This is a genomic window from Mesorhizobium sp. B2-3-12 (assembly GCF_006442205.1).
Taxonomy (GTDB): domain Bacteria; phylum Pseudomonadota; class Alphaproteobacteria; order Rhizobiales; family Rhizobiaceae; genus Mesorhizobium.
On sequence record NZ_VFVR01000001.1, the window covers coordinates 611,995 to 630,480 of the forward strand.

The window sequence follows — 18,486 nt, forward strand, 5'->3', positions numbered from 1 at the left end:
TGTCAGATGTGCGATACATATCCGCGCGAACCGCCACGGCAAGACGTTCCCTGAGCCCGGCGGTCAACATTTCGTGCAGGCGCGCGTGACGCGCTAAAGACCAGCGAACGAAGCCATGTGGAAGGCTTGAACGTCCCTCGGATAGCGGTACCGGGTGCCATAGGGGCAGGCATTGCGGTCAAGGCAGCCGTCTTCGCGGCACGGTCCGCCATTGGCCCCCCGCACATGCGCCAGGCAGGCCTCGTAGTCAAAACCATCCGTCGAATAGGCATCGACCGGACAGGATTTCAGGCAGGGCTTGTCGACGCAGGTGTCGCACAGATGGATCGTCTCCCGAGGTTCGGGAAGCACGATCTCCTCCTCGAACAGCAAAGCACCGCGATAAGCATGCCAAAGCCCGTATCGCGGATGCATGAGGATGCCGAGCGGCGACGGCTTCAGCCCCTCCGCCCGCATCGCCCATTGCTGGAACGGCAGATAGGGTTTGTCGGACGGCGAAACGGCGCGCGCGCCGAAGGTCTCTGCAACCGCCCCGATCACCGCACGCGACCATGTATCGAGCGGATTGGCGATACCCGGTTGTTGCGCTAGCCAGCGCTGAAAATGTGGCCAAGGCGCCGCGCCCGCCTGCCCCACCAGCAGGACAGACTTTGCCGGCACGCCCAAGGCGTCACGGGGAGCACCCTCGTCATTGGGAAAAAGAAAGCCGCCACGCAGGATAAGGCTGTTGGCGCCAAGCGCGGCCGTGATCTCTTCGATCATGCCGCGCATGCAATCATCCCTTCTTGTCCGGGTCGGAGAAGGCGCTCCGCCAGACTTCCTTGTGGATGATGTTGGCGACTTTAGCCCCGCCTGACTCGGGCTCCTTTCAGGTGAAGGCGTCGGGCATCGACCCTTTCTTCCTGGCGATGAAGTCCTTCAGGGCTTCGTCGATGCCTTCATCAAGGTGCGGCGCCTCGTAAGCTTCCAGCCAGCGGCGCGCGAGATCGTTGGCGCGCTGCGGCGCGGTTTTCTCGCCTTCGGCCAGCCACTGCTCGTAGGAATTGTTGTCGGCGATCGACGACCGGTAGAAGGCGGTCTGGAAATTGGCCTGGGTGTGGTCGCAGCCGAGATAATGGCTGCCCGGACCGACCTGGCGGATGGCGTCCATAGCCTGGCCGTTTTCCGACAGGTCCACGCCTTCGCAGAATTTCTGCTGCATGCCGAGCTGGTCGATGTCCATCATGAATTTCTCATAGCAGGACGCCAGCCCGCCCTCGAGCCAGCCGGCCGAATGCAGCACGAAATTGGTGCCGGCGAGGATGGTCGAGTTCAGCGTGTTGGCGCTTTCATAAGCCGCCTGTGCGTCCGGAACCTTGGACGCGCAGAGCGAACCGCCGGTGCGGAACGGCAGGCCGAGACGGCGGGCAAGCTGTGCCGCGCCATAGGACACCAGCGACGGCTCCGGCGTGCCGAAGGTCGGCGCGCCCGACTGCATCGAGATCGACGAAGCAAAGGTACCGAACAGCACCGGCGCGCCCGGCCGGATCAGCTGCGTGAACGAGGCGCCGGCCAGCACTTCGGCCAGGACCTGCGTCAGCGTGCCGGCGACCGTCACCGGGCTCATCGCGCCGGCCAGGATGAACGGCGTGACGATGCAGGCCTGGTTGTGACGCGAATAGACTTTCAGCGCGCCGAGCATGGTCTCGTCGAACACCATCGGCGAGTTGGCGTTGATCAGGCTGGTCAGCACCGTGTTGTTCTCGACGAAGTCGTCGCCGAAGACGAGCTTGGCCATCGCCACCGTGTCCTCGGCCCGCTCCGGCGCGGTCACCGAACCCATGAACGGCTTGTCGGAATATTTGATGTGCGCGTAGATCATGTCGAGATGGCGCTTGTTGACCGGCACGTCGACCGGCTCGCACACCGTGCCGCCCGAATGGTGGATCGACGGCGCCATATAGGCCAGCTTCACGAAATTCTGGAAATCCTCGATCGTCGCATAACGCCGGACGCCGTCGAGATCGCGCACGAAGGGCGGGCCGTAGACCGGCGCGAACACGGTGGCGTTGCCGCCGATCTGCACCGAGCGTTCGGAGTTGCGGGCATGCTGTGTGTAGATGCTCGGCGCGGTCTTCAGGAGCGAGCGGCAAAGCCCCTTCGGGAAATGCACGCGCTCGCCCTTGACGTCGGCGCCAGCCTCTTTCCAGAGCTGCAGCGCTTCCGCGTCGTCGCGAAAAATGATGCCGATCTCCTCCAGCACCGTGTCGGTGTTCTTCTCGATCAGCGCCAGGCCTTCTTCGTTCAGCACCTCGTAAACGTTGATCTTGCGCTTGATGTAGGTGAGCTGCGTGCCCGGGCCGCCGCCGGAGCGCGCCGCGCGCCTTGCCGCCGCTCCGCCGCTGGCGCCGCGCCCACGCCGCGCGTTTGACGCTTCCTGGTCGACTGCCGCGTGTTCGCTCATGATCGCTCTTCCCTGAATATGGCCTGCCTGACGATGGCCGGTCCGTAACCGTTGCGGCCGCATGGCGCGGCTTTGCCCGGATCGTAGCCATGCACCCTATTCGAAACGGCCCGTCCGCGCCAACGCCTGTCGCAAAATCGACAAGAAATCCGATAGATTTTCCAGTCGCTTTCCTTTTGCGGGAAGTCGCAAATCAGCTATGGATACCCGCCCGTTGCGGGTTAGGTATGAACGCCATTATTTTGTGCCTTGCGACACAGTCGCGATGCCGTGAGGAGCTGGATTAAAATGTCCGACGACGAGATCATCCTTTCCGAACTTTCCGACGACGAGTTGGTGCAGCAGATGCACGACGATCTCTATGACGGTCTGAAGGAAGAAATCGAAGAAGGCACGCGCATCCTGCTCGAGCGCGGCTGGGTCCCCTACAAGGTGCTGACCGAGGCGCTGGTCGAAGGCATGCGCATCGTCGGCGAGGATTTTCGCGACGGCATCCTGTTCGTGCCCGAGGTGCTTTTGTCCGCCAATGCGATGAAGGCCGGCATGTTCATCCTGCGTCCCCTGCTCGCCGCCACCGGCGCGCCAAAGCAGGGCAAGATGGTGATCGGCACCGTCAAGGGCGACATTCACGACATCGGCAAGAACCTCGTCGGCATGATGATGGAAGGCGCCGGCTTCGACGTCATCGACCTCGGCATCAACAACGCGGTCGAGAAGTATCTCGATGCGATCGAGCAGCACCAGCCCGACATCATCGGCATGTCGGCGCTGCTCACCACCACCATGCCCTACATGAAGGTCGTCATCGACACGATGAAGGAAAAGGGCATTCGCGACGACTATGTCGTGCTGGTTGGCGGCGCGCCGCTCAACGAGGAATTCGGCAAGGCCGTCGGCGCCGACGCCTATTGCCGCGACGCGGCGGTGGCGGTCGAGACCGCCAAGGACTACATGAAGCGCAAGCACAATGTGCGCGCTTCGGCCTGATCCAAGGCATCAGGATGAACCGAAAAAAGCCGCGCCTTGCAGCGCGGCTTTTTTGTTCCCAGATGAGGGACGTGGCTTCGGATCAATTGGCGACGGTGTCTTTGACCGCCCTGGCCGTCGATTTGACGTCCTTGCCGACGCCGCGGACCGTGTTCGCGCAAGCCGTAAGGGCCAGGGCGCAGGCAAGAATGGCAATAGGCGCTACGCGTAGCAGTTTCATGGACGGTGTCTCCCTCAATAGATAAACTAGCCCCATGGCAACAAAGGCCGGCTCGACTGGTTCCATTATGGCCAAGACACAGAAAATAAAACCGAATCAAGCCGACAAGGTGCTCATCATCGCCTGCGGAATGATTGCGCGCGAGGTGTTGGCCGTCAAGGAACAGGTCGGGCTGGATCACCTGGAGTTGACCTGTTTGCCGGCGGAATTTCATTTCCATCCAGACCGCATCGCGCCGGCGATGGACAAGGCGATCGAAAAGGCCAGGGCGGAAGGCTACGAACACATCTTCGTCGGTTATGCCGATTGCGGCACGGGCGGCCTGCTCGACCGCGTGCTGGAAAAGCATGGCGTCGAACGCATGGCCGGCCCGCATTGCTTTGCCTTCTACCAGGGCATGGACGCCTATGCGAAGGTCGCCGACGACGACATGATGTCCTTCTACATGACCGATTTCCTGTGCCGTCAGTTCGACGCCTTCTTCATGAAGCCGCTAGGCCTGGACAAGCACCCGGAGCTGATCAAGGACTATTTCGGCAATTATGAGAGACTGATCTATCTGGCGCAGACCGATGATCCGGAGCTCGACAAGGTGGCGGAAAAGGCCGCCACCCTGCTCGGCCTCGCCTACGAACGCCGCTCGACCGGCTATGGCGACCTGACGCCGGAGCTGGCGCGGGTGGCAATGAACGCCTGACAGCGTCAGGCTGCTTCTTCCGCCGCCAGTGCCGCCAGCACGTCGGCAAAGCTCGTCCTGCAAGCAAAACCCAGCCTGTCCCTCGCCCGCGACGCGTCATAGACCCGGTCGATCGAGGAAAACATCGTCCAGCCCTTGCGCGCGTAGAGTGCCGGAAATGTGGGGAAATAACGGGCCACGACCGATGGAGCATCGGCGATCAAATCCGCACAATCATCAGGTTGGAACGGCGTCGGCGCACAGACGATGAAGGTGTCGAAGCCGAGCTCGGGTGCCTTGTCCAATGCCGCGACATGCGCCCGCGCCGCGTCCTCCACCGTCAGCCGCCGGAACAGCAGTTCGTTCGCCTTGGTGTTGGCGTCCGACTGCTCGATCGCATGCGCCATGTCGTCGGACTCGGGGAAGAAACGTGCCGTGCGCAGCACCACCACCGGCAACCCGTGCTGCAGATGATAGAGACGGCAAAGATGCTCGGCGGACAGCTTGGTCACCCCGTAGATGTTGCGCGGCTCCGGCGACATGTCCTCCGTCAGCCACGCCGCCTTGCGCGCACCGCCCTTGAAGCCGTCGCGTATCGCCTGCGAGATCATCAGCGAGGTCGTCGACGTGAAGACGAAGCTTCGCACATTGGCTGCCACCGCCGCATCGAGCAGGTTTAGCGTGCCTTGCACGTTGGTCGCGATGAAATCGCTGTTGGCGTGGTTTTCGATGTTGGGCTTGTGCAGCGCACCGCTGTGGATGATGGCCTCGATCCGGTTTTCACCGACGGCGCGCATGACGAGCTCACGGTCGGCGATTGAACCGACGATGCGTGTTTCGGCCGATGGGACGGGATCGAGGCCGGTGACGTCATGTCCAAGCCCGCGAAGGAGTGGCGCCAACGCGCTGCCCAGCCAGCCTGACGACCCCGTAAGCAATATTCGCATGCGTCGCACCATGATTTTTGACCGTGACGCTGTTAAGCACGGATGACAGGCGCCAGCGACCCGGTAAGTTATGCACCAGACGTCGGCAGCGCCGTACCAGACAAAACGGGAAATGCTTCGATGAACCTCCGCCCCTTGCTTGCCGTTGTCGGCCTGTTCTGCTGCACCTTGCCCGCCCTTGCCGACGGTCAGGTGCAGAAACTCATCACCGCCGCCGACAGGACGCGGCTGGACAAATATGGAGAGACCCGCAAGGCGGCCCTCGCCGAGGCGAAGGCCGGCGACCCCGCCGAGGTCAAGCAGCTCGACACCTTGCTGGCCAAACCGCTGGTTGCCTTTTCCGACAAGGATCTCACCGGCAACTGGCGGTGCCGCACGATCAAGGTCGGCGGACTGAGCCCGCTCGTCATCTATGGCTGGTTCAAATGCAGGGTCACCGATGATGGCTCCGGCTGGCGGCTGGAAAAGATCAGCGGTTCGCAGCGCACCCAGGGCCGCTTCTTCGACGACGGCGACAAGCGCTCGATCTATCTTGGCACCGGCTCCGTCAACGACGACCGGGCAAAGCCCTATGGCAGCGGCCCGCAAACCGACCAGGTCGGTTATGCCTTCCGCAACAGCGCCAAGGAATGGCGCATCGAATTCCCCGCGCCCTATTACGAATCGAAGCTCGACATCATGGAATTCAAGCGCTGAGCGGATCTTCATGCCCTGGTAATGCTTCCGGCATACCAAGGATTAACCAGCCTGCCCTAGGGTCCGGCCACGTCAGCCGGTCCTTGGAGCATGGCAAGATCAATGGCAGCGTCGGAATCCAATCCGCGACCGATTGTCGTCGTCACCGGCGGCGGCGCGCATGTCTGGGCCATGATCAACGACCTCGCTGACCGCGTCGGCCCCGTCAGCGTCATCCTGGAAGTTCCTGAATCCAAAAAACAATTGCTGCGCGGCCGCGCCCGGCGTCAGGGCTGGATTTCCGCCATGGGCCAGCTCGGCACGATGGTGCTGAGCAGGCTTGGCAAACGGCTTAATGTCAAACATGCCGCCCGGTTGATTGCCGAGGAGAAGCTTGAAACGGAGCCGCGGCAAGGCCAGGTCATCGTCCATGTGGCGTCCGCCGACGGGCCGGAATGTCTGCGGGCGATCGAGACGATCAAGCCCGGCGTCGTGCTGTTGAATGGCTGCCGGCTGATTTCCAGGGAGATGCTGGCCAAAATGCCTTGTCCGGTGCTCAACTATCATGCGGGCATCACGCCGAAATATCGCGGCATGAATGGCGGCTATTGGGCGTTGACGTCGGGCGATCCCGAAAATTTCGGCACCACCGTCCATCTGGTCGATGCGGGCGTCGACACCGGCGGCGTGCTGAAGCAGGTGCGCGGCAAGCCGAAACAAGGCGACACCATCTCTAGCTATGCGCTGCGCCAGGCGGCGTTTTCGCGCGACATCTGCGTCGAGGCGGTCAGCGATGCGCTTGCCGGAAAACTCGCAACGTTCGATCCAGGGCTGCCTTCGAAACAGTGGTACCACCCGACGATCTGCTTCTATGTCTGGACAGGGCTGAGAACCGGCATCTGGTAACGCATCCAGCGTCGGAAGCAGCGCAAACTCCGCCGCCATTACCGCTGCATTGACCCCGTCGCGACATGGGTCGCAAACGAATAAACCCACCTTTCATTTTACGACATCCAAATGCGTCGCTTTTGAATGCGCGCGCGTCGTCCCATAACAAGCAGCCTTACGACGCTTGCGGCAATGCTCGGAATATCGAGGAGCGAGAATTCATGGCCGATCTTATCGTCGTCTACTGGCGCGACATTCCTGCCCAGGTCATCGTCAGGAAAGGCCGGCAGAACGCCAAGCGCGAATTGCCGTTGCGCTTCACCGAGGCGATCGACATGTGCGCCATGCGCACCGGCGCCGGCGGCACCGACGACTATCTCGCCGAATGGCGCAAGGCCGATCCGATTCCGGTCGGTGACGATCTCGAAGCCGAGGTCGAAAAGGCCTTCAACGAGCTCGACGCGAAATACGACCGCGAGCGGCTGGTCGCTCTGGTCAAGGCGGGCGGAAAAGAAAATGTCTGACGAGAACCCGGCGGTTACCCAGGCCACGCTGGTCAAGAAGGCAGCGCCGAAATCCGACTACAAGCCGGCCGACGTGTCGCCGCAGCGCCGCGTGCAGCGCTCGTTTGCCGTGCGGCTGTGGTCGATCCGGCACTCGCGCCTGCTCGAATGGTTTTATGCCCGCTTTGCCGACACGTTCCTGCTGCTGCATCCCTTGTGGAAGGGCATCGGCTATGGCCGCGTCGAGGCCCCGGTCAAATTCGTCGAGAAGCGCGTAAAGGGCTTCATGTTCGACTGCCGCATGTGCGGCCAGTGCATCCTGTCCTCGACCGGCATGTCGTGCCCGATGAACTGCCCCAAGCAATTGCGCAACGGCCCTTGCGGCGGCGTCCGCGCCAACGGCAATTGCGAGGTCGAGCCCAATATGCCCTGTGTCTGGGTCAAGGCCTGGGAAGGCTCGCAGAACATGGTCAATTCCGACAGGATCCTCACCGTGCAGAAGCCGGTCGACCAGTCGCTGCGTGAAACCTCGGCCTGGCTGCGCGTCACCGCGCAGGCGGCGGCAGCCCGCGAGGCCGCTGACGCGCCAAAATCCGGAGCCGCCGCGTGACCGGCCCTCAGCGTGACGAGAACCCGGCCGGCATTCACCTGCCGCTCGATCCCCTGCCCGGCCATTCTTCGCGCGGCCGGCTGGAGCGCGTGCTGCGGCGCGGCGAATTCGCCGTCACCACCGAACTCAACCCGCCCGACAGCGCCGATCCGGAAGACGTCTACAACAGGGCCAAGATTTTCGACGGCTGGGTCGACGCGATCAACGCGGTCGATGCGTCCGGCGCCAATTGCCATATGTCGTCGGTCGGCATCTGCGCCCTTCTGACCCGCATGGGCTATGCGCCGATCATGCAGATCGCCTGCCGCGACAAGAACCGCATCGCCATCCAGGGCGATGTGCTGGGGGGTGCCGCCATGGGCGTCGCCAACATGCTGTGCCTGACGGGCGACGGCGTGCAGGCCGGCGACCAGCCCGGCGCCAAGCCGGTATTCGATCTCGATTCCATGTCGCTGCTCGAAACCGTCCGCATCATGCGCGACAACGGCAAGTTCCTGTCCGGACGCAAGCTGACGACGCCGCCGCAGGTTTTCCTGGGTGCGGCCGTCAATCCATTCGCGCCGCCTTTCGACTTCCGCCCGATCCATCTCGGCAAGAAGATCGCCGCCGGCGCACAGTTCGTGCAGACGCAGTATTGCTTCGACGTGCCGATGTTCAGGACCTTCATGCAGAAGGCCCGTGATCTCGGCCACACCGAAAAGGTGTTCATCCTGTGCGGCGTCGGCCCGCTGGCTTCGGCCAAGACGGCAAAATGGATCCGCTCGAACGTGCCCGGCATCCACATCCCCGACGCGGTGATCAAGCGGCTGGAAGGCGCTCAGGACCAGAAGAAGGAAGGCAAGCAGCTCTGCACCGACATCATCAACGAGGTGAAGGAAATCCCCGGTGTTTCGGGCATCCATGTGATGGCCTACCGCCAGGAGGAATATGTCGCCGAGATCGTCGATGAATCGGGCGTGCTGAAGGGCCGCCAGCCATGGAAGCGGGAAATCCGCCGCGACGACCAGATGGTCGCCGACCGGCTCGACCGCATCCTGCACGACGAGATTACCGAGACCCAGGTGGACATGGTGAAGACCGCGCATTGAAGGCGCCGACGGTCACCATTCGCTTGATCGACAAGAGATAACGATATAAAGAACTCTTTATATCACGACGGAGAGATTTCATGACCCGGACCATCGTCGCCTCGGCGACACGAGAAATCATCATCGGCTTCGACCAGCCCTTCTGCGTGATCGGCGAACGCATCAACCCGACGGGGCGCAAGAAGCTCGCCGCCGAGATGGTGGTCGGCAATTTCGAGACCGTCATCAAGGACGCGCTGGAACAGGCCGCCTGCGGCGCCACCATGCTCGACGTCAATGCCGGCGTCACTTCGGTCAACCCGAACGAAACCGAACCTGGCCTTTTGGTGCAGACGCTGGAGATCGTGCAGGGCCTGGTCGACCTGCCGCTGTCGATCGACTCGTCCGTCACCGCCGCGATCGAGGCCGCGCTGAAGGTTGCCAAGGGCCGCCCGCTGGTCAACTCCGTCACCGGCGAGGAGGAAAAACTCGAGGCCATCCTGCCGCTGGTCAAGAAATACAACGTGCCTGTCGTCGCCATCTCCAACGACGAGACCGGCATCTCGATGGACCCGGACGTGCGCTTCGCCGTCGCCAAGAAGATCGTCCAGCGCTGCGCCGATTTCGGCATTCCGGCGCACGACGTCGTCGTCGACCCGCTGGTCATGCCGATCGGTGCGCTCGGCGATGCCGGCCGCCAGGTGTTCGCGCTGTTGCGGCGGCTCCGCGAAGAACTCAAGGTCAACACCACGTGCGGCCTGTCCAACATCTCCTTCGGCCTGCCGCACCGCCACGGCATCAACGCCGCCTTCATCCCGATGGTGATCGGCGCCGGCATGACCTCGGCGATCATGAACCCTGTGCGGCCGCAGGAAATGGAGGCCGTGCGCGGCGCCAACGTTCTGAACGGCACCGACGAGAATTGCACCAACTGGATCCGCACCTACAAGGACTACAAGCCGGCCGAAGGCGGCCACGCGGTGGCGGCGCCAACAGCGATCAATGCACCGGGCGAAGGCGGCGGCAATGGTGGCCGCCGGCGCGGCGGCCGTGAGGCCCGGATGGGTCGGGGATAAGCGCGCAATCGTGAATTCACCTGCAAACATTACCGATCCGCTCGTGCTGTTCATGCCGTCAGGCAAGCGCGGGCGGTTTCCTGTCGGCACGCCGGTGCTCGACGCCGCGCGCCAGCTCGGCGTCTATGTCGAAAGCGTGTGCGGCGGGCGTGCCACGTGCGGGCGCTGCCAGATCGAGGTGCAGGAAGGCAATTTCGCCAAGCACAAGATCACCTCCTCAAACGACCACATCTCGCCCAAGGGGCCCAAGGAAGAGCGCTACGAGCGCGTGCGCGGCCTGCCCGAACGGCGCCGCCTCTCCTGCTCGGCGCAGATCCTCGGCGATCTCGTCATCGACGTGCCGCAGGATACGGTCATCAACGCGCAGACCATCCGCAAGGATGCCGACACCAGGGTGATCGCCCGCGATACGGCGATCCGCATGTGCTATGTCGAGATCGAAGAGCCCGACATGCACAAGCCGCTCGGCGACCTCGATCGGCTCAAGATCGCGCTGATGAAGGACTGGGGCTTTAAAAACCTCGAATTCGACTTCTACCTGCTGCCGCAGGTGCAAGGCATATTGCGCAAGGGCAACTGGACCGCGACCGCCGCCATCCACAAGGATGCCGACAGCGATATAGCGCGCGTCATCGCGCTGTGGCCGGGTCTCAAGAACGAGGCCTATGGTCTGGCCTGCGACATCGGCTCGACCACCATCGCCATGCATCTGGTTTCGCTGCTGTCGGGCCGTGTCGCGGCTTCGTCCGGCACGTCGAACCCGCAGATCCGCTTCGGCGAGGATCTGATGAGCCGCGTCTCCTATGTGATGATGAACCCGGACGGCCGCGAAGGCATGACGGTTGCCGTGCGCGAGGCGATCTCCAGCCTGGTCGACAAGGTCTGCGCCGAAGGCAACGTCCAGCGCAATGACATCCTGGACAGCGTCTTCGTCGGCAATCCGATCATGCACCATCTGTTCCTCGGCATCGATCCGACCGAGCTTGGTGGCGCGCCCTTCGCGCTCGCCGTCTCTGGCGCCGTGCGCATCAAGGCATCCGATATCGGCCTCAAGCTCAACCAGGGCGCGCGCCTCTACATGCTGCCTTGCATCGCCGGCCATGTCGGCGCGGACGCGGCGGCGGTCACGCTGTCGGAAGGCCCGCACCGCCAGGACGAGATGATGTTGATCGTCGATGTCGGCACCAATGCCGAAATCGTGCTCGGCAATCGTACACGGGTCGTCGCGGCCTCCTCGCCCACCGGCCCGGCCTTCGAAGGCGCCGAAATCTCCGGCGGCCAGCGCGCCGCACCCGGCGCCATCGAGCGCGTGCGCATCGATCCCGAGACGCTGGAGCCGAAATACCGCGTCATCGGCTCGGAACTGTGGTCCGACGAACCGGGCTTCCTCGACAGCGTGCAGGCGACCGGCGTCACCGGCATTTGCGGCTCCGGCATCATCGAGATCGTCGCTGAAATGTATCTCGCCGGCATCATCTCCGAGGATGGTGTCGTCGACGGATCGCTCGCCCTGCGCTCGCCGCGCGTCGTCGCCAACGGCCGCACCTTCTCCTATGTGCTGAAGGAAGGCTCCGACTCACTGCAGGAAGATGGGCCCAAGATCACCATCACCCAGACCGACGTGCGCGCCATCCAGCTTGCCAAGGCGGCGCTCTACGCCGGTACCAAGCTGTTGATGGAAAAGCAGAACACCGAGCATGTCGACCGCATCCATTTCGCCGGCGCCTTCGGCTCCTTCATCGATCCGAAATACGCCATGGTGCTGGGTCTCATCCCCGATTGCGATCTCGACAAGGTCTCGGCCGTCGGCAACGCCGCCGGCGCCGGTGCCCGCATGGCGCTGCTCAACCGCGGCTATCGCCGTGAGATCGAGGAGACGGTGAGCCAGATCGAAAAGATCGAGACCGCGCTGGAGCCGAAATTCCAGGAGCATTTCGTCTACGCCATGGCGCTGCCCAACAAGGTCGATCCGTTCCCGAAACTGTCGGCGGCGGTGAAGCTGCCGCCACGCAAGACGGTCAGCGAGGATGGCGTCGCCGGAGACGCCACCCCACGCCGGCGCTCGCGCGAAGGCCACGCGGCAAGACGCGGGCGGGAATAAGAGCGCCGGCCCCTCCCTCGATTTCATTTGTATGCAAATGTTTCCGGATCGAACCGATCAGGAAACCGAAACGCTGTTTTCGCGAAATCCATCCGATACATGGCAGGCGCATTTACCCCGCATCGAACGGCGACCGAGGATAGTCCTTGGCCACCGCCGTTCTTCAAGGGAGATGAAAATGTCGATGTTCGAAAATCTCGGCCGCTTCGGTGTGACCATCAGGCAGGCCCATGCCAGGAACAAGGCGATCCGCGCGCTGAACAGCTTGCCGGCGCATGTCCAGAAGGATATCGGCTGGCCGGCATCGCCGCCGAACGATCCGCAGGTGACGCTCGCCTCGCTGCTTCTGGGTACGACGCGCTGATGACGTTCGCCGACAAATGCAAATTGCTCGGCATCCGCCGGGGATCGCGCACATCCCCGGTGGCCACCAGCAACCGATTGCGCGCGGCACTTTTGCCGCGGCGCCGACGACAGCGCGCGGATCACACCAGCGTGTGGGCACAGCGTAAATCTTGACATTTTCGGCCAAGGCACGATCTTCGCTTGGAGGGGGAATTCTCTTAGTCGGCTGCCGCCGAAGTTCGTGTATCCGCATGCCAAGTTTGAAAAGCCACGTCGTATCCTTCGTGCTCAGGCACAGCCGCAAGCAGGCCTTTTCCAGCCCGGAAAACCTGCGGCGCTGGATCGCGGCCGCGCGCAAGACGGAAGATCACCATCCACCGGCCGCGCTGCAGCAGCGTTACGACATCCAGACGCGCAGCGTGGACGGTTTTCCGGTCTACGAAATCGCTCCCAGGGCCGGAGAGCACAAGCGGATTCTCTATCTGCATGGCGGCGCCTATGTCTTCGAGATCACGCCCTATCATTGGTATCTGATCGCCGATATGGCCGACCGGCTGGGCTACGGCATCACCGTGCCGATCTATCCCATCGCCCCGGAACACGATTTCCACGCCATGTTCGGCATGGTCGGCAATGTCTATCGCCAGATGATCGAGGAGACGGAGGCGGAAGAGATCACCTTCATGGGCGATTCCGCGGGTGGCAACATGGCCGTGGTACTGACCATGATGGCGGCGGAAGAGGGCCTGCCCCTACCGTCGCGCCATGTGCTGATTTCACCCGGACTCGACGTCTCGCTCGCAAACCCCGAAGTGTTCGAGGCGGAGCGAAACGATCCATGGTTGGGCATCGCCGGTGGGCGGGAGGCTATCCGGCTCTATAGTGCCGGCATGGATCCGACAGATTGGCGCATCAGCCCGGTCTATGGCGATCTGTCGGTGTTGCCGAAGACATTGCTCCTGACGGGCTCCCGCGATCTTCTCACGCCCGACAATCTGATCTTCGCGCAAAAAGCCCGCGCCGCCGGTGTCGAGGTGGATCTGGTTTACGAGGAAGGCATGTTCCACGTCTGGCCGCTGATCGACATGCCGGAAGCGCGGCGCGCGCGCCAACACATCGTTGCTTTCCTTAGCGAGAGCCCTTCGCCGATCGTCCAAGGCACGGCGGCAAGGTTCAAGGCGCCCTCCGCGGAGGCCGCGGAGCAGCGCCTCCAGTCCGGGTATCCCGGATAATCAGAACTTGCCGGTTTCCCGGAACACTTCGAAGGTCGCGCGGATATGGTCGGCGACGGCCTTGACCGGCGCGCTGGCGTCCGGCGCTACCACCATGGCCAGATTGTAGGTACCGATATCGGGCATACCGTCCTTCGGGCAGAGTTCGACCATGTCGTTGCCGAGGAACGATCGCGGCAGCGGCGCCACCGCGAGGTCGGCCATGATGGCGGCGCGCTGGCCGGCCGTATGCGCGCTCATATAGGCGACGCGATAGTTGCGGCCCTCGCGGCCCAATGCCTCCAGCGCACCGGCCCGCCAGGCGCAGCCTTCTTCCCACAATGACACCGGCAGCGGTTCGCGCAGATGCGCGCAGCCGCCCTTGGCGCCGGCCCACACGATCGGTTCGGTCAAAAGCACCTCGGCGCCGAGCGCGCTGGTCTTGTAGGAGTTCGTCAATAGCGTGATGTCGAGCGCGCGGTCATCCATGCGGCGGCGCAGATTGCTGCTCTGGTCGATGGTGACGTCGACGGCGATCGAGGGATGCGACTGCGCGAAGCGCTTTAGCACATGCGGCAGCACACGCTCGCCATAGTCGTCCGGCGACCCCAGCCGCACCACGCCGACAATGTCGGGAATGATGAACTTCGACACCACCTCGCGGTTGATCGACAAAAGCCGGCGGGCATAGCCGAGCAGCATTTCGCCGTCCGTGGTCAGCGTCACCGAACGCGCGTCGCGCGCGAACACCGAGCGGCCGAGAATGTCCTCCAGCTTCTTGATCTGCATGGAGACAGCCGACGGCGTGCGGAACACCGCATTGGCCGCCGTGGTGAAACTGCCGGTCTCGGCAATCGCCACGAAGGTGCGCAAAACGTCGAGGTCGAGCAGCGGCAGCGGATGATTAAGCGGGGCGTTCATGGCGATCAGCCTTCAATTTTTCTGATACAAAGCATCATTCCATTTCGTTTGATTGAACATCAGATCAGGAGCATAGTCAACTCCATCGAAGCAGCATGCTGCCAAAGCGGTCACCAAACGACCATGACGCGGACCTGCATTCGACGTGAAATGAAGCTGTAACAGACCTGACGTAACGCATTGCCGGCGCCTCCCGCGCCGCAGCAAAGGAGATCGATATGTCTATCCTCTCGTCCCTCGGCCGCATCGCGACCGAATTCAACGCGGCCCGCGCCCGCTACCAGACCGAACGCGCCATCCGTTCCCTGCCGATCGAGTTGCAGAAGGATATCGGCTGGCCGGAAGCTTCCGACACCAAGACCGGCATTCGCAATGGCGTCGGATCCTGGGCTGGAGCAAAGTAGATCGTGTGTACCCCATGCTGAAGGCCTGCCGCGCAACCCGCCCGGCAGGCCTTCTCTATTTTATTTGTATTCAAACGAATTCAGGAGCCATGCCGCCGTTGCATGGCGCATATGAGCAAGCCGCATAGCAGCTTATTTTTCAGACTAACCCGCTGTAAATATTGGCAAATGCGGGGTGATCCACCCCTAAGCTGCCCAAATTTGTCGCATTCGGTGTCGCTTTTCATATCAAGCGCTTCGCTTTTGCGATTTAGTTTCCGCTCACACAAGCCTATATCACCGCCAGCAAACGAGCTGCCCCACTCCATCAAGCGAAGGCGACCCGTTTAGAGCGACGTGCGTCCAATTGGACGCACAAAGTACGCTCTACACTTTGAGTCTGAGCAACCGATTGGAGATGATCATGAAGCTTTTTGCCCGCCTCTTCGCCCGCCGCGAAATGAACCTGACCACCGCTCTCGAGCGCCAGCGCCTCGCCAACACCATGCCCGGCCAGACCGGCGCGATGGCCGCGGCCCGTCTTGGCTTCGTCGCCTGACCATTTTTCGAGGCAGCGCGTCCCTGCCGCTGCTTTAAGACTGTAGCGCCGCCTGGCTCCGGCCAAGGCGGCGTTTTTGTTGCCTTTTGCCCGCCGCCTGAACAGTTGGCGCTGCTTCCCGGGGCATCGCGCACAGCAATTGCCCATTTGCGACCCATGTCGCAAATATAATCCCGCTCAGCCAGAGTAGCCGATTGACAAGCATGGTTTTTCCTGATGTCGCTATGCTATTCGCGACATCCTGTTCGCGTCATGGCCAGATGAGGTTCCCCGTGAACGCCGTCAAGCATCCGATCAAGCGATCGTTTGTGTTCTTCCTTGTTCCCGATTTTACCATGATCGCTTTTGCGACCGCGCTCGACCCGCTACGCTCCGCCAATCGGATGCTCGGCTATGAGGCCTATCGCTGGCGCCTTGCCAGCATCGACGGCAAGCCGGTGCGCGCCTCCAACGGCGTCGAATGCGCCGTCAACACCTCGCTGGAGGAGGAACGCAAGAAGATGGCGGGGCCGGATCGCCCCAACATGGCCATCGTCTGCAGCGGCATCAATGTCGAGCGCTACCAGAACAAGTCGGCCTTTGCCTGGCTGCGTGAGGAATACAATCGCGGCGTTGCGGTCGGTGGCCTGTGCACGGGTGCGCATATCCTCGCCGCTGCCGGGCTGTTGTCGAACAAGCGCTGCGCCATCCATTGGGAAAACCTGCCGGGCTTTTCCGAGGCCTTCCCGAAGGCCAATGTCTTTGCCGACCTGTTCGAGATCGACCAGAACATCTACACCTGCGCCGGCGGCACCGCCGCGCTCGACATGATGCTGAAGCTGATTGGCGACGATTTCGACGAGAGCCTCGTCAACCGGGTCTGCGAGCAGGTGCTGACCGACCGCGTGCGCAGCCCGACCGACCGCCAGCGCCTGCCGCTGCGGGCCCGACTTGGCGTGCAAAACTCCAAAGTGCTGACCATCATCGAGCTGATGGAGGCCAATCTCTCCGAGCCGCTGTCGCTGATCGAGATCGCCGACCATGTCGACCTGTCGCGCCGCCAGATCGAGCGCCTGTTCCGCACCGAGATGGGACGCTCGCCGGCCCGCTACTATCTGGAAATCCGCCTCGACCGCGCACGGCATCTCTTGATCCAGTCGTCGATGCCGGTGGTCGAGGTGGCTGTCGCCTGCGGCTTCGTCTCGGCCTCGCATTTCTCGAAATGCTACCGCGAGCTCTATGCCCGCTCGCCGCAGCAGGAACGCGTCGACCGCAAGCAGCTGCTGGCGGCCTGATCGGACAGGGTGCTGATCAACCCTCGGCCGGCTGCACTTGCGCCGTCCGCATCGCCTCGACACGGATGTCCTCGGTCAGCCGCGCCTTCAGCGCCGAGAATTCGGGACTGGTCTTCAACGTGTAATGGCGCGGATGCGGCAGGTCGATGCCGATATCCGACTTGATGCGGCCGGGCCGCGCCGTCATCACGATCACGCGCGAGGCCATGAAGATCGCTTCCTCGATGTCGTGGGTGACGAACAGCACCGTCTTCTTGCGCCTTTCCCAGATGCCGAGCAGCAACTCCTGCATCAGTCCGCGCGTCTGGTTGTCCAGCGCCCCGAACGGCTCATCCAGCAACAGGATCTCCGGATCGTTGGCCAAGGCGCGGGCGATCGCGGTGCGCTGCTGCATGCCGCCCGAAAGCTGCTTCGGCCAATGGTTCTCGAACCCTTTCAGCCCGACGAGGTCGACATAGGACGCGACGATGCCGTCCCGCTCCTTCTCGGCCATGCCGCGTTCGCGCAGGCCGAAGGCGATGTTTTCCGCCACTGTCAGCCAGGGAAACAGCGTGTAGGACTGGAAGACCATGCCGCGGTCCGGCCCGGGCCTCGTCACCGTCTTGCCGTCGAGCAGCACGCGGCCTTCGCTTGGCGCCTCCAGACCGGCGACGATCCTCAGCAGCGTCGACTTTCCGCAACCCGACGGCCCCAGGATGGTGATGAAGTCGTTGGCGGCGACCGCCAGGTCGATCGGCATCAGCGCCCTGACGGGCTCTCCGCCCCGCACGCCGGCGAAGGTTCGCGAGACGCCCTCGATGAGGAGCTTGCTCACGCCAGGCTCCACGGAAAGAGCCAGCGGTTGAAGGCCTTGAAAGCGAAGTCGGAGAGCAGCCCGATCAGACCGATGACGATGATGCCGAAGATGATCTGCCCGGTCGCCAGCCGCGATTGGCTGTTGATGATCATGTAGCCGATGCCTGACGACGAGCCGATCAGTTCGGCGACGATGACGTAGGTCCAGGCCCAGCCGAGCACCAGCCGCAGCGTCTCGGCGATCTCGGGCGCGTTGGCCGGCATGATCACCCGTCTGACGATGCCATTGTTGGTCGAGCCCAGCGTATAGGCGGCCTCGACAAGGTCACGCCGCGTCGACCCGACCTTGACCGCGACGATCAGGATGATCTGGAACACCGAGCCGACGAAAATGACCAGCAGCTTCTCCAGTTCGCCGATACCCGCCCACAGGATGAGCAGCGGAATGAAGGCCGACGCCGGAAGATAGCGGGCAAAGGAGACGAACGGCTCCAGAAAGGCTTCCACCGGCTTCCAGGCGCCCATGGCGATGCCGAGCGGCACCGCGACGACCGAGGCCAGCACGAAGCCGCCGAAGACCCGCCAGATGGTGATCAGTATGTCGAGCCAGAAACGATCCTCGACCAGCAGCCGCCAGCCATCCCGCAGCATCGACAGCGGATCGGCGAGGAAGATGCGGTTGACGTGGCCGCCAAGCGTGATCCAGGCCCAGAAGGCCACGAACAGCACGAAGAAGGAAATGCCGAGCACGGTTCGCAGGCCCGGGGAGACAGGATGCAAGGGGCGCATCTTCGTCCTTTGTCAG

At 62.8% G+C, this 18,486-nt stretch carries 21 protein-coding genes; 14 read left to right on the forward strand and 7 right to left on the reverse strand.

Annotated features, from left to right (window positions below):
• Positions 1-93 precede the first annotated feature (93 nt).
• Together FJ948_RS03015 and FJ948_RS03020 are read right to left on the reverse strand one after the other, a co-directional pair.
• Positions 94-771, reverse strand: coding sequence for a hypothetical protein (locus tag FJ948_RS03015; protein ID WP_140701702.1), 678 nt, complete (start codon positions 769-771; stop codon positions 94-96).
• Between the two features lie 97 nt (positions 772-868).
• Entirely contained in the window at positions 869-2,443 is a 1,575-nt protein-coding gene (locus FJ948_RS03020) for a trimethylamine methyltransferase family protein (protein ID WP_140701703.1), read from the reverse strand.
• Positions 2,444-2,731: 288 nt separating this feature from the next.
• Here FJ948_RS03020 and FJ948_RS03025 point away from each other — a divergent pair, with 288 nt between their 5' ends.
• Positions 2,732-3,430, forward strand: a complete 699-nt coding sequence (locus tag FJ948_RS03025; RefSeq protein ID WP_140701704.1) for a B12-binding domain-containing protein — start codon at positions 2,732-2,734, stop codon at positions 3,428-3,430.
• Between the two features lie 82 nt (positions 3,431-3,512).
• On the opposite strand, the gene FJ948_RS03030 is transcribed toward FJ948_RS03025, so the two are convergent.
• On the reverse strand, positions 3,513-3,650 hold the full coding sequence (locus FJ948_RS03030) for an entericidin A/B family lipoprotein (RefSeq protein WP_140701705.1): 138 nt from the start codon (positions 3,648-3,650) through the stop codon (positions 3,513-3,515).
• Between the two features lie 67 nt (positions 3,651-3,717).
• Here FJ948_RS03030 and FJ948_RS03035 point away from each other — a divergent pair, with 67 nt between their 5' ends.
• A complete protein-coding gene (locus FJ948_RS03035) occupies positions 3,718-4,347 on the forward strand; it encodes a DUF1638 domain-containing protein (RefSeq protein WP_140701706.1) in 630 nt (209 codons plus the stop codon).
• A gap of 5 nt (positions 4,348-4,352) precedes the next feature.
• Here FJ948_RS03035 and FJ948_RS03040 read toward each other — a convergent pair whose 3' ends face one another.
• Positions 4,353-5,273, reverse strand: a complete 921-nt coding sequence (locus FJ948_RS03040; protein ID WP_140701707.1) for an NAD(P)-dependent oxidoreductase — start codon at positions 5,271-5,273, stop codon at positions 4,353-4,355.
• Positions 5,274-5,393: 120 nt separating this feature from the next.
• On the opposite strand from FJ948_RS03040, the gene FJ948_RS03045 reads away from it, so the two are divergent.
• The 9 genes from FJ948_RS03045 to FJ948_RS03085 all read left to right on the forward strand — a co-directional run bounded on the left by FJ948_RS03045 (position 5,394) and on the right by FJ948_RS03085 (position 13,770).
• On the forward strand, positions 5,394-5,969 hold the full coding sequence (locus FJ948_RS03045) for a DUF4893 domain-containing protein (protein ID WP_140701708.1): 576 nt from the start codon (positions 5,394-5,396) through the stop codon (positions 5,967-5,969).
• Positions 5,970-6,071: 102 nt separating this feature from the next.
• Positions 6,072-6,854: a formyl transferase gene (locus FJ948_RS03050; RefSeq protein ID WP_140701709.1), complete on the forward strand. Its 783-nt coding sequence runs from the start codon at positions 6,072-6,074 to the stop codon at positions 6,852-6,854.
• A 203-nt stretch (positions 6,855-7,057) separates the two neighbouring features.
• Positions 7,058-7,360: a virulence factor gene (locus tag FJ948_RS03055; RefSeq protein ID WP_140701710.1), complete on the forward strand. Its 303-nt coding sequence runs from the start codon at positions 7,058-7,060 to the stop codon at positions 7,358-7,360.
• Positions 7,353-7,949 (forward strand): methylenetetrahydrofolate reductase C-terminal domain-containing protein, encoded by a 597-nt coding sequence (locus FJ948_RS03060; RefSeq protein ID WP_140701711.1) that lies wholly within the window; start codon positions 7,353-7,355, stop codon positions 7,947-7,949. Before FJ948_RS03055 ends, FJ948_RS03060 begins: the two co-directional genes overlap by 8 nt.
• On the forward strand, positions 7,946-9,037 hold the full coding sequence (locus tag FJ948_RS03065; RefSeq protein WP_140701712.1) for a methylenetetrahydrofolate reductase: 1,092 nt from the start codon (positions 7,946-7,948) through the stop codon (positions 9,035-9,037). The genes FJ948_RS03060 and FJ948_RS03065 overlap by 4 nt, the downstream gene beginning before the upstream one ends.
• An 80-nt stretch (positions 9,038-9,117) precedes the next feature.
• Complete coding sequence (locus FJ948_RS03070; RefSeq protein WP_140701713.1) at positions 9,118-10,092, forward strand: methyltetrahydrofolate cobalamin methyltransferase; 975 nt, start codon at positions 9,118-9,120, stop codon at positions 10,090-10,092.
• Positions 10,043-12,193, forward strand: coding sequence for an ASKHA domain-containing protein (locus FJ948_RS03075; RefSeq protein ID WP_140701714.1), 2,151 nt, complete (start codon positions 10,043-10,045; stop codon positions 12,191-12,193). Before FJ948_RS03070 ends, FJ948_RS03075 begins: the two co-directional genes overlap by 50 nt.
• A gap of 178 nt (positions 12,194-12,371) precedes the next feature.
• On the forward strand, positions 12,372-12,557 hold the full coding sequence (locus tag FJ948_RS30210; RefSeq protein ID WP_167531375.1) for a hypothetical protein: 186 nt from the start codon (positions 12,372-12,374) through the stop codon (positions 12,555-12,557).
• Between the two features lie 232 nt (positions 12,558-12,789).
• Positions 12,790-13,770, forward strand: a complete 981-nt coding sequence (locus tag FJ948_RS03085; RefSeq protein WP_140701715.1) for an alpha/beta hydrolase — start codon at positions 12,790-12,792, stop codon at positions 13,768-13,770.
• Here FJ948_RS03085 and FJ948_RS03090 read toward each other — a convergent pair whose 3' ends face one another.
• Positions 13,771-14,670 (reverse strand): LysR substrate-binding domain-containing protein, encoded by a 900-nt coding sequence (locus FJ948_RS03090; protein ID WP_015317416.1) that lies wholly within the window; start codon positions 14,668-14,670, stop codon positions 13,771-13,773.
• A 218-nt stretch (positions 14,671-14,888) separates the two neighbouring features.
• Here FJ948_RS03090 and FJ948_RS03095 point away from each other — a divergent pair, with 218 nt between their 5' ends.
• The 3 genes from FJ948_RS03095 to FJ948_RS03105 all read left to right on the forward strand — a co-directional run bounded on the left by FJ948_RS03095 (position 14,889) and on the right by FJ948_RS03105 (position 16,886).
• The gene (locus FJ948_RS03095) at positions 14,889-15,074 is read left to right on the forward strand and encodes a hypothetical protein (RefSeq protein WP_027145885.1); all 186 of its coding nucleotides are present in this window, start codon (positions 14,889-14,891) and stop codon (positions 15,072-15,074) included.
• A gap of 403 nt (positions 15,075-15,477) precedes the next feature.
• Positions 15,478-15,612 (forward strand): hypothetical protein, encoded by a 135-nt coding sequence (locus tag FJ948_RS30860; protein WP_013894968.1) that lies wholly within the window; start codon positions 15,478-15,480, stop codon positions 15,610-15,612.
• A gap of 260 nt (positions 15,613-15,872) precedes the next feature.
• Positions 15,873-16,886, forward strand: coding sequence for a GlxA family transcriptional regulator (locus FJ948_RS03105; protein ID WP_263491614.1), 1,014 nt, complete (start codon positions 15,873-15,875; stop codon positions 16,884-16,886).
• 16 nt (positions 16,887-16,902) lie between these two features.
• Here the strand turns inward: FJ948_RS03105 and FJ948_RS03110 are convergent, their stop codons facing one another.
• Positions 16,903-17,700, reverse strand: coding sequence for an ABC transporter ATP-binding protein (locus tag FJ948_RS03110; RefSeq protein WP_140701717.1), 798 nt, complete (start codon positions 17,698-17,700; stop codon positions 16,903-16,905).
• On the reverse strand, positions 17,697-18,470 hold the full coding sequence (locus FJ948_RS03115; protein WP_140701718.1) for an ABC transporter permease: 774 nt from the start codon (positions 18,468-18,470) through the stop codon (positions 17,697-17,699). The genes FJ948_RS03110 and FJ948_RS03115 overlap by 4 nt, the downstream gene beginning before the upstream one ends.
• Positions 18,471-18,486 lie beyond the last annotated feature (16 nt).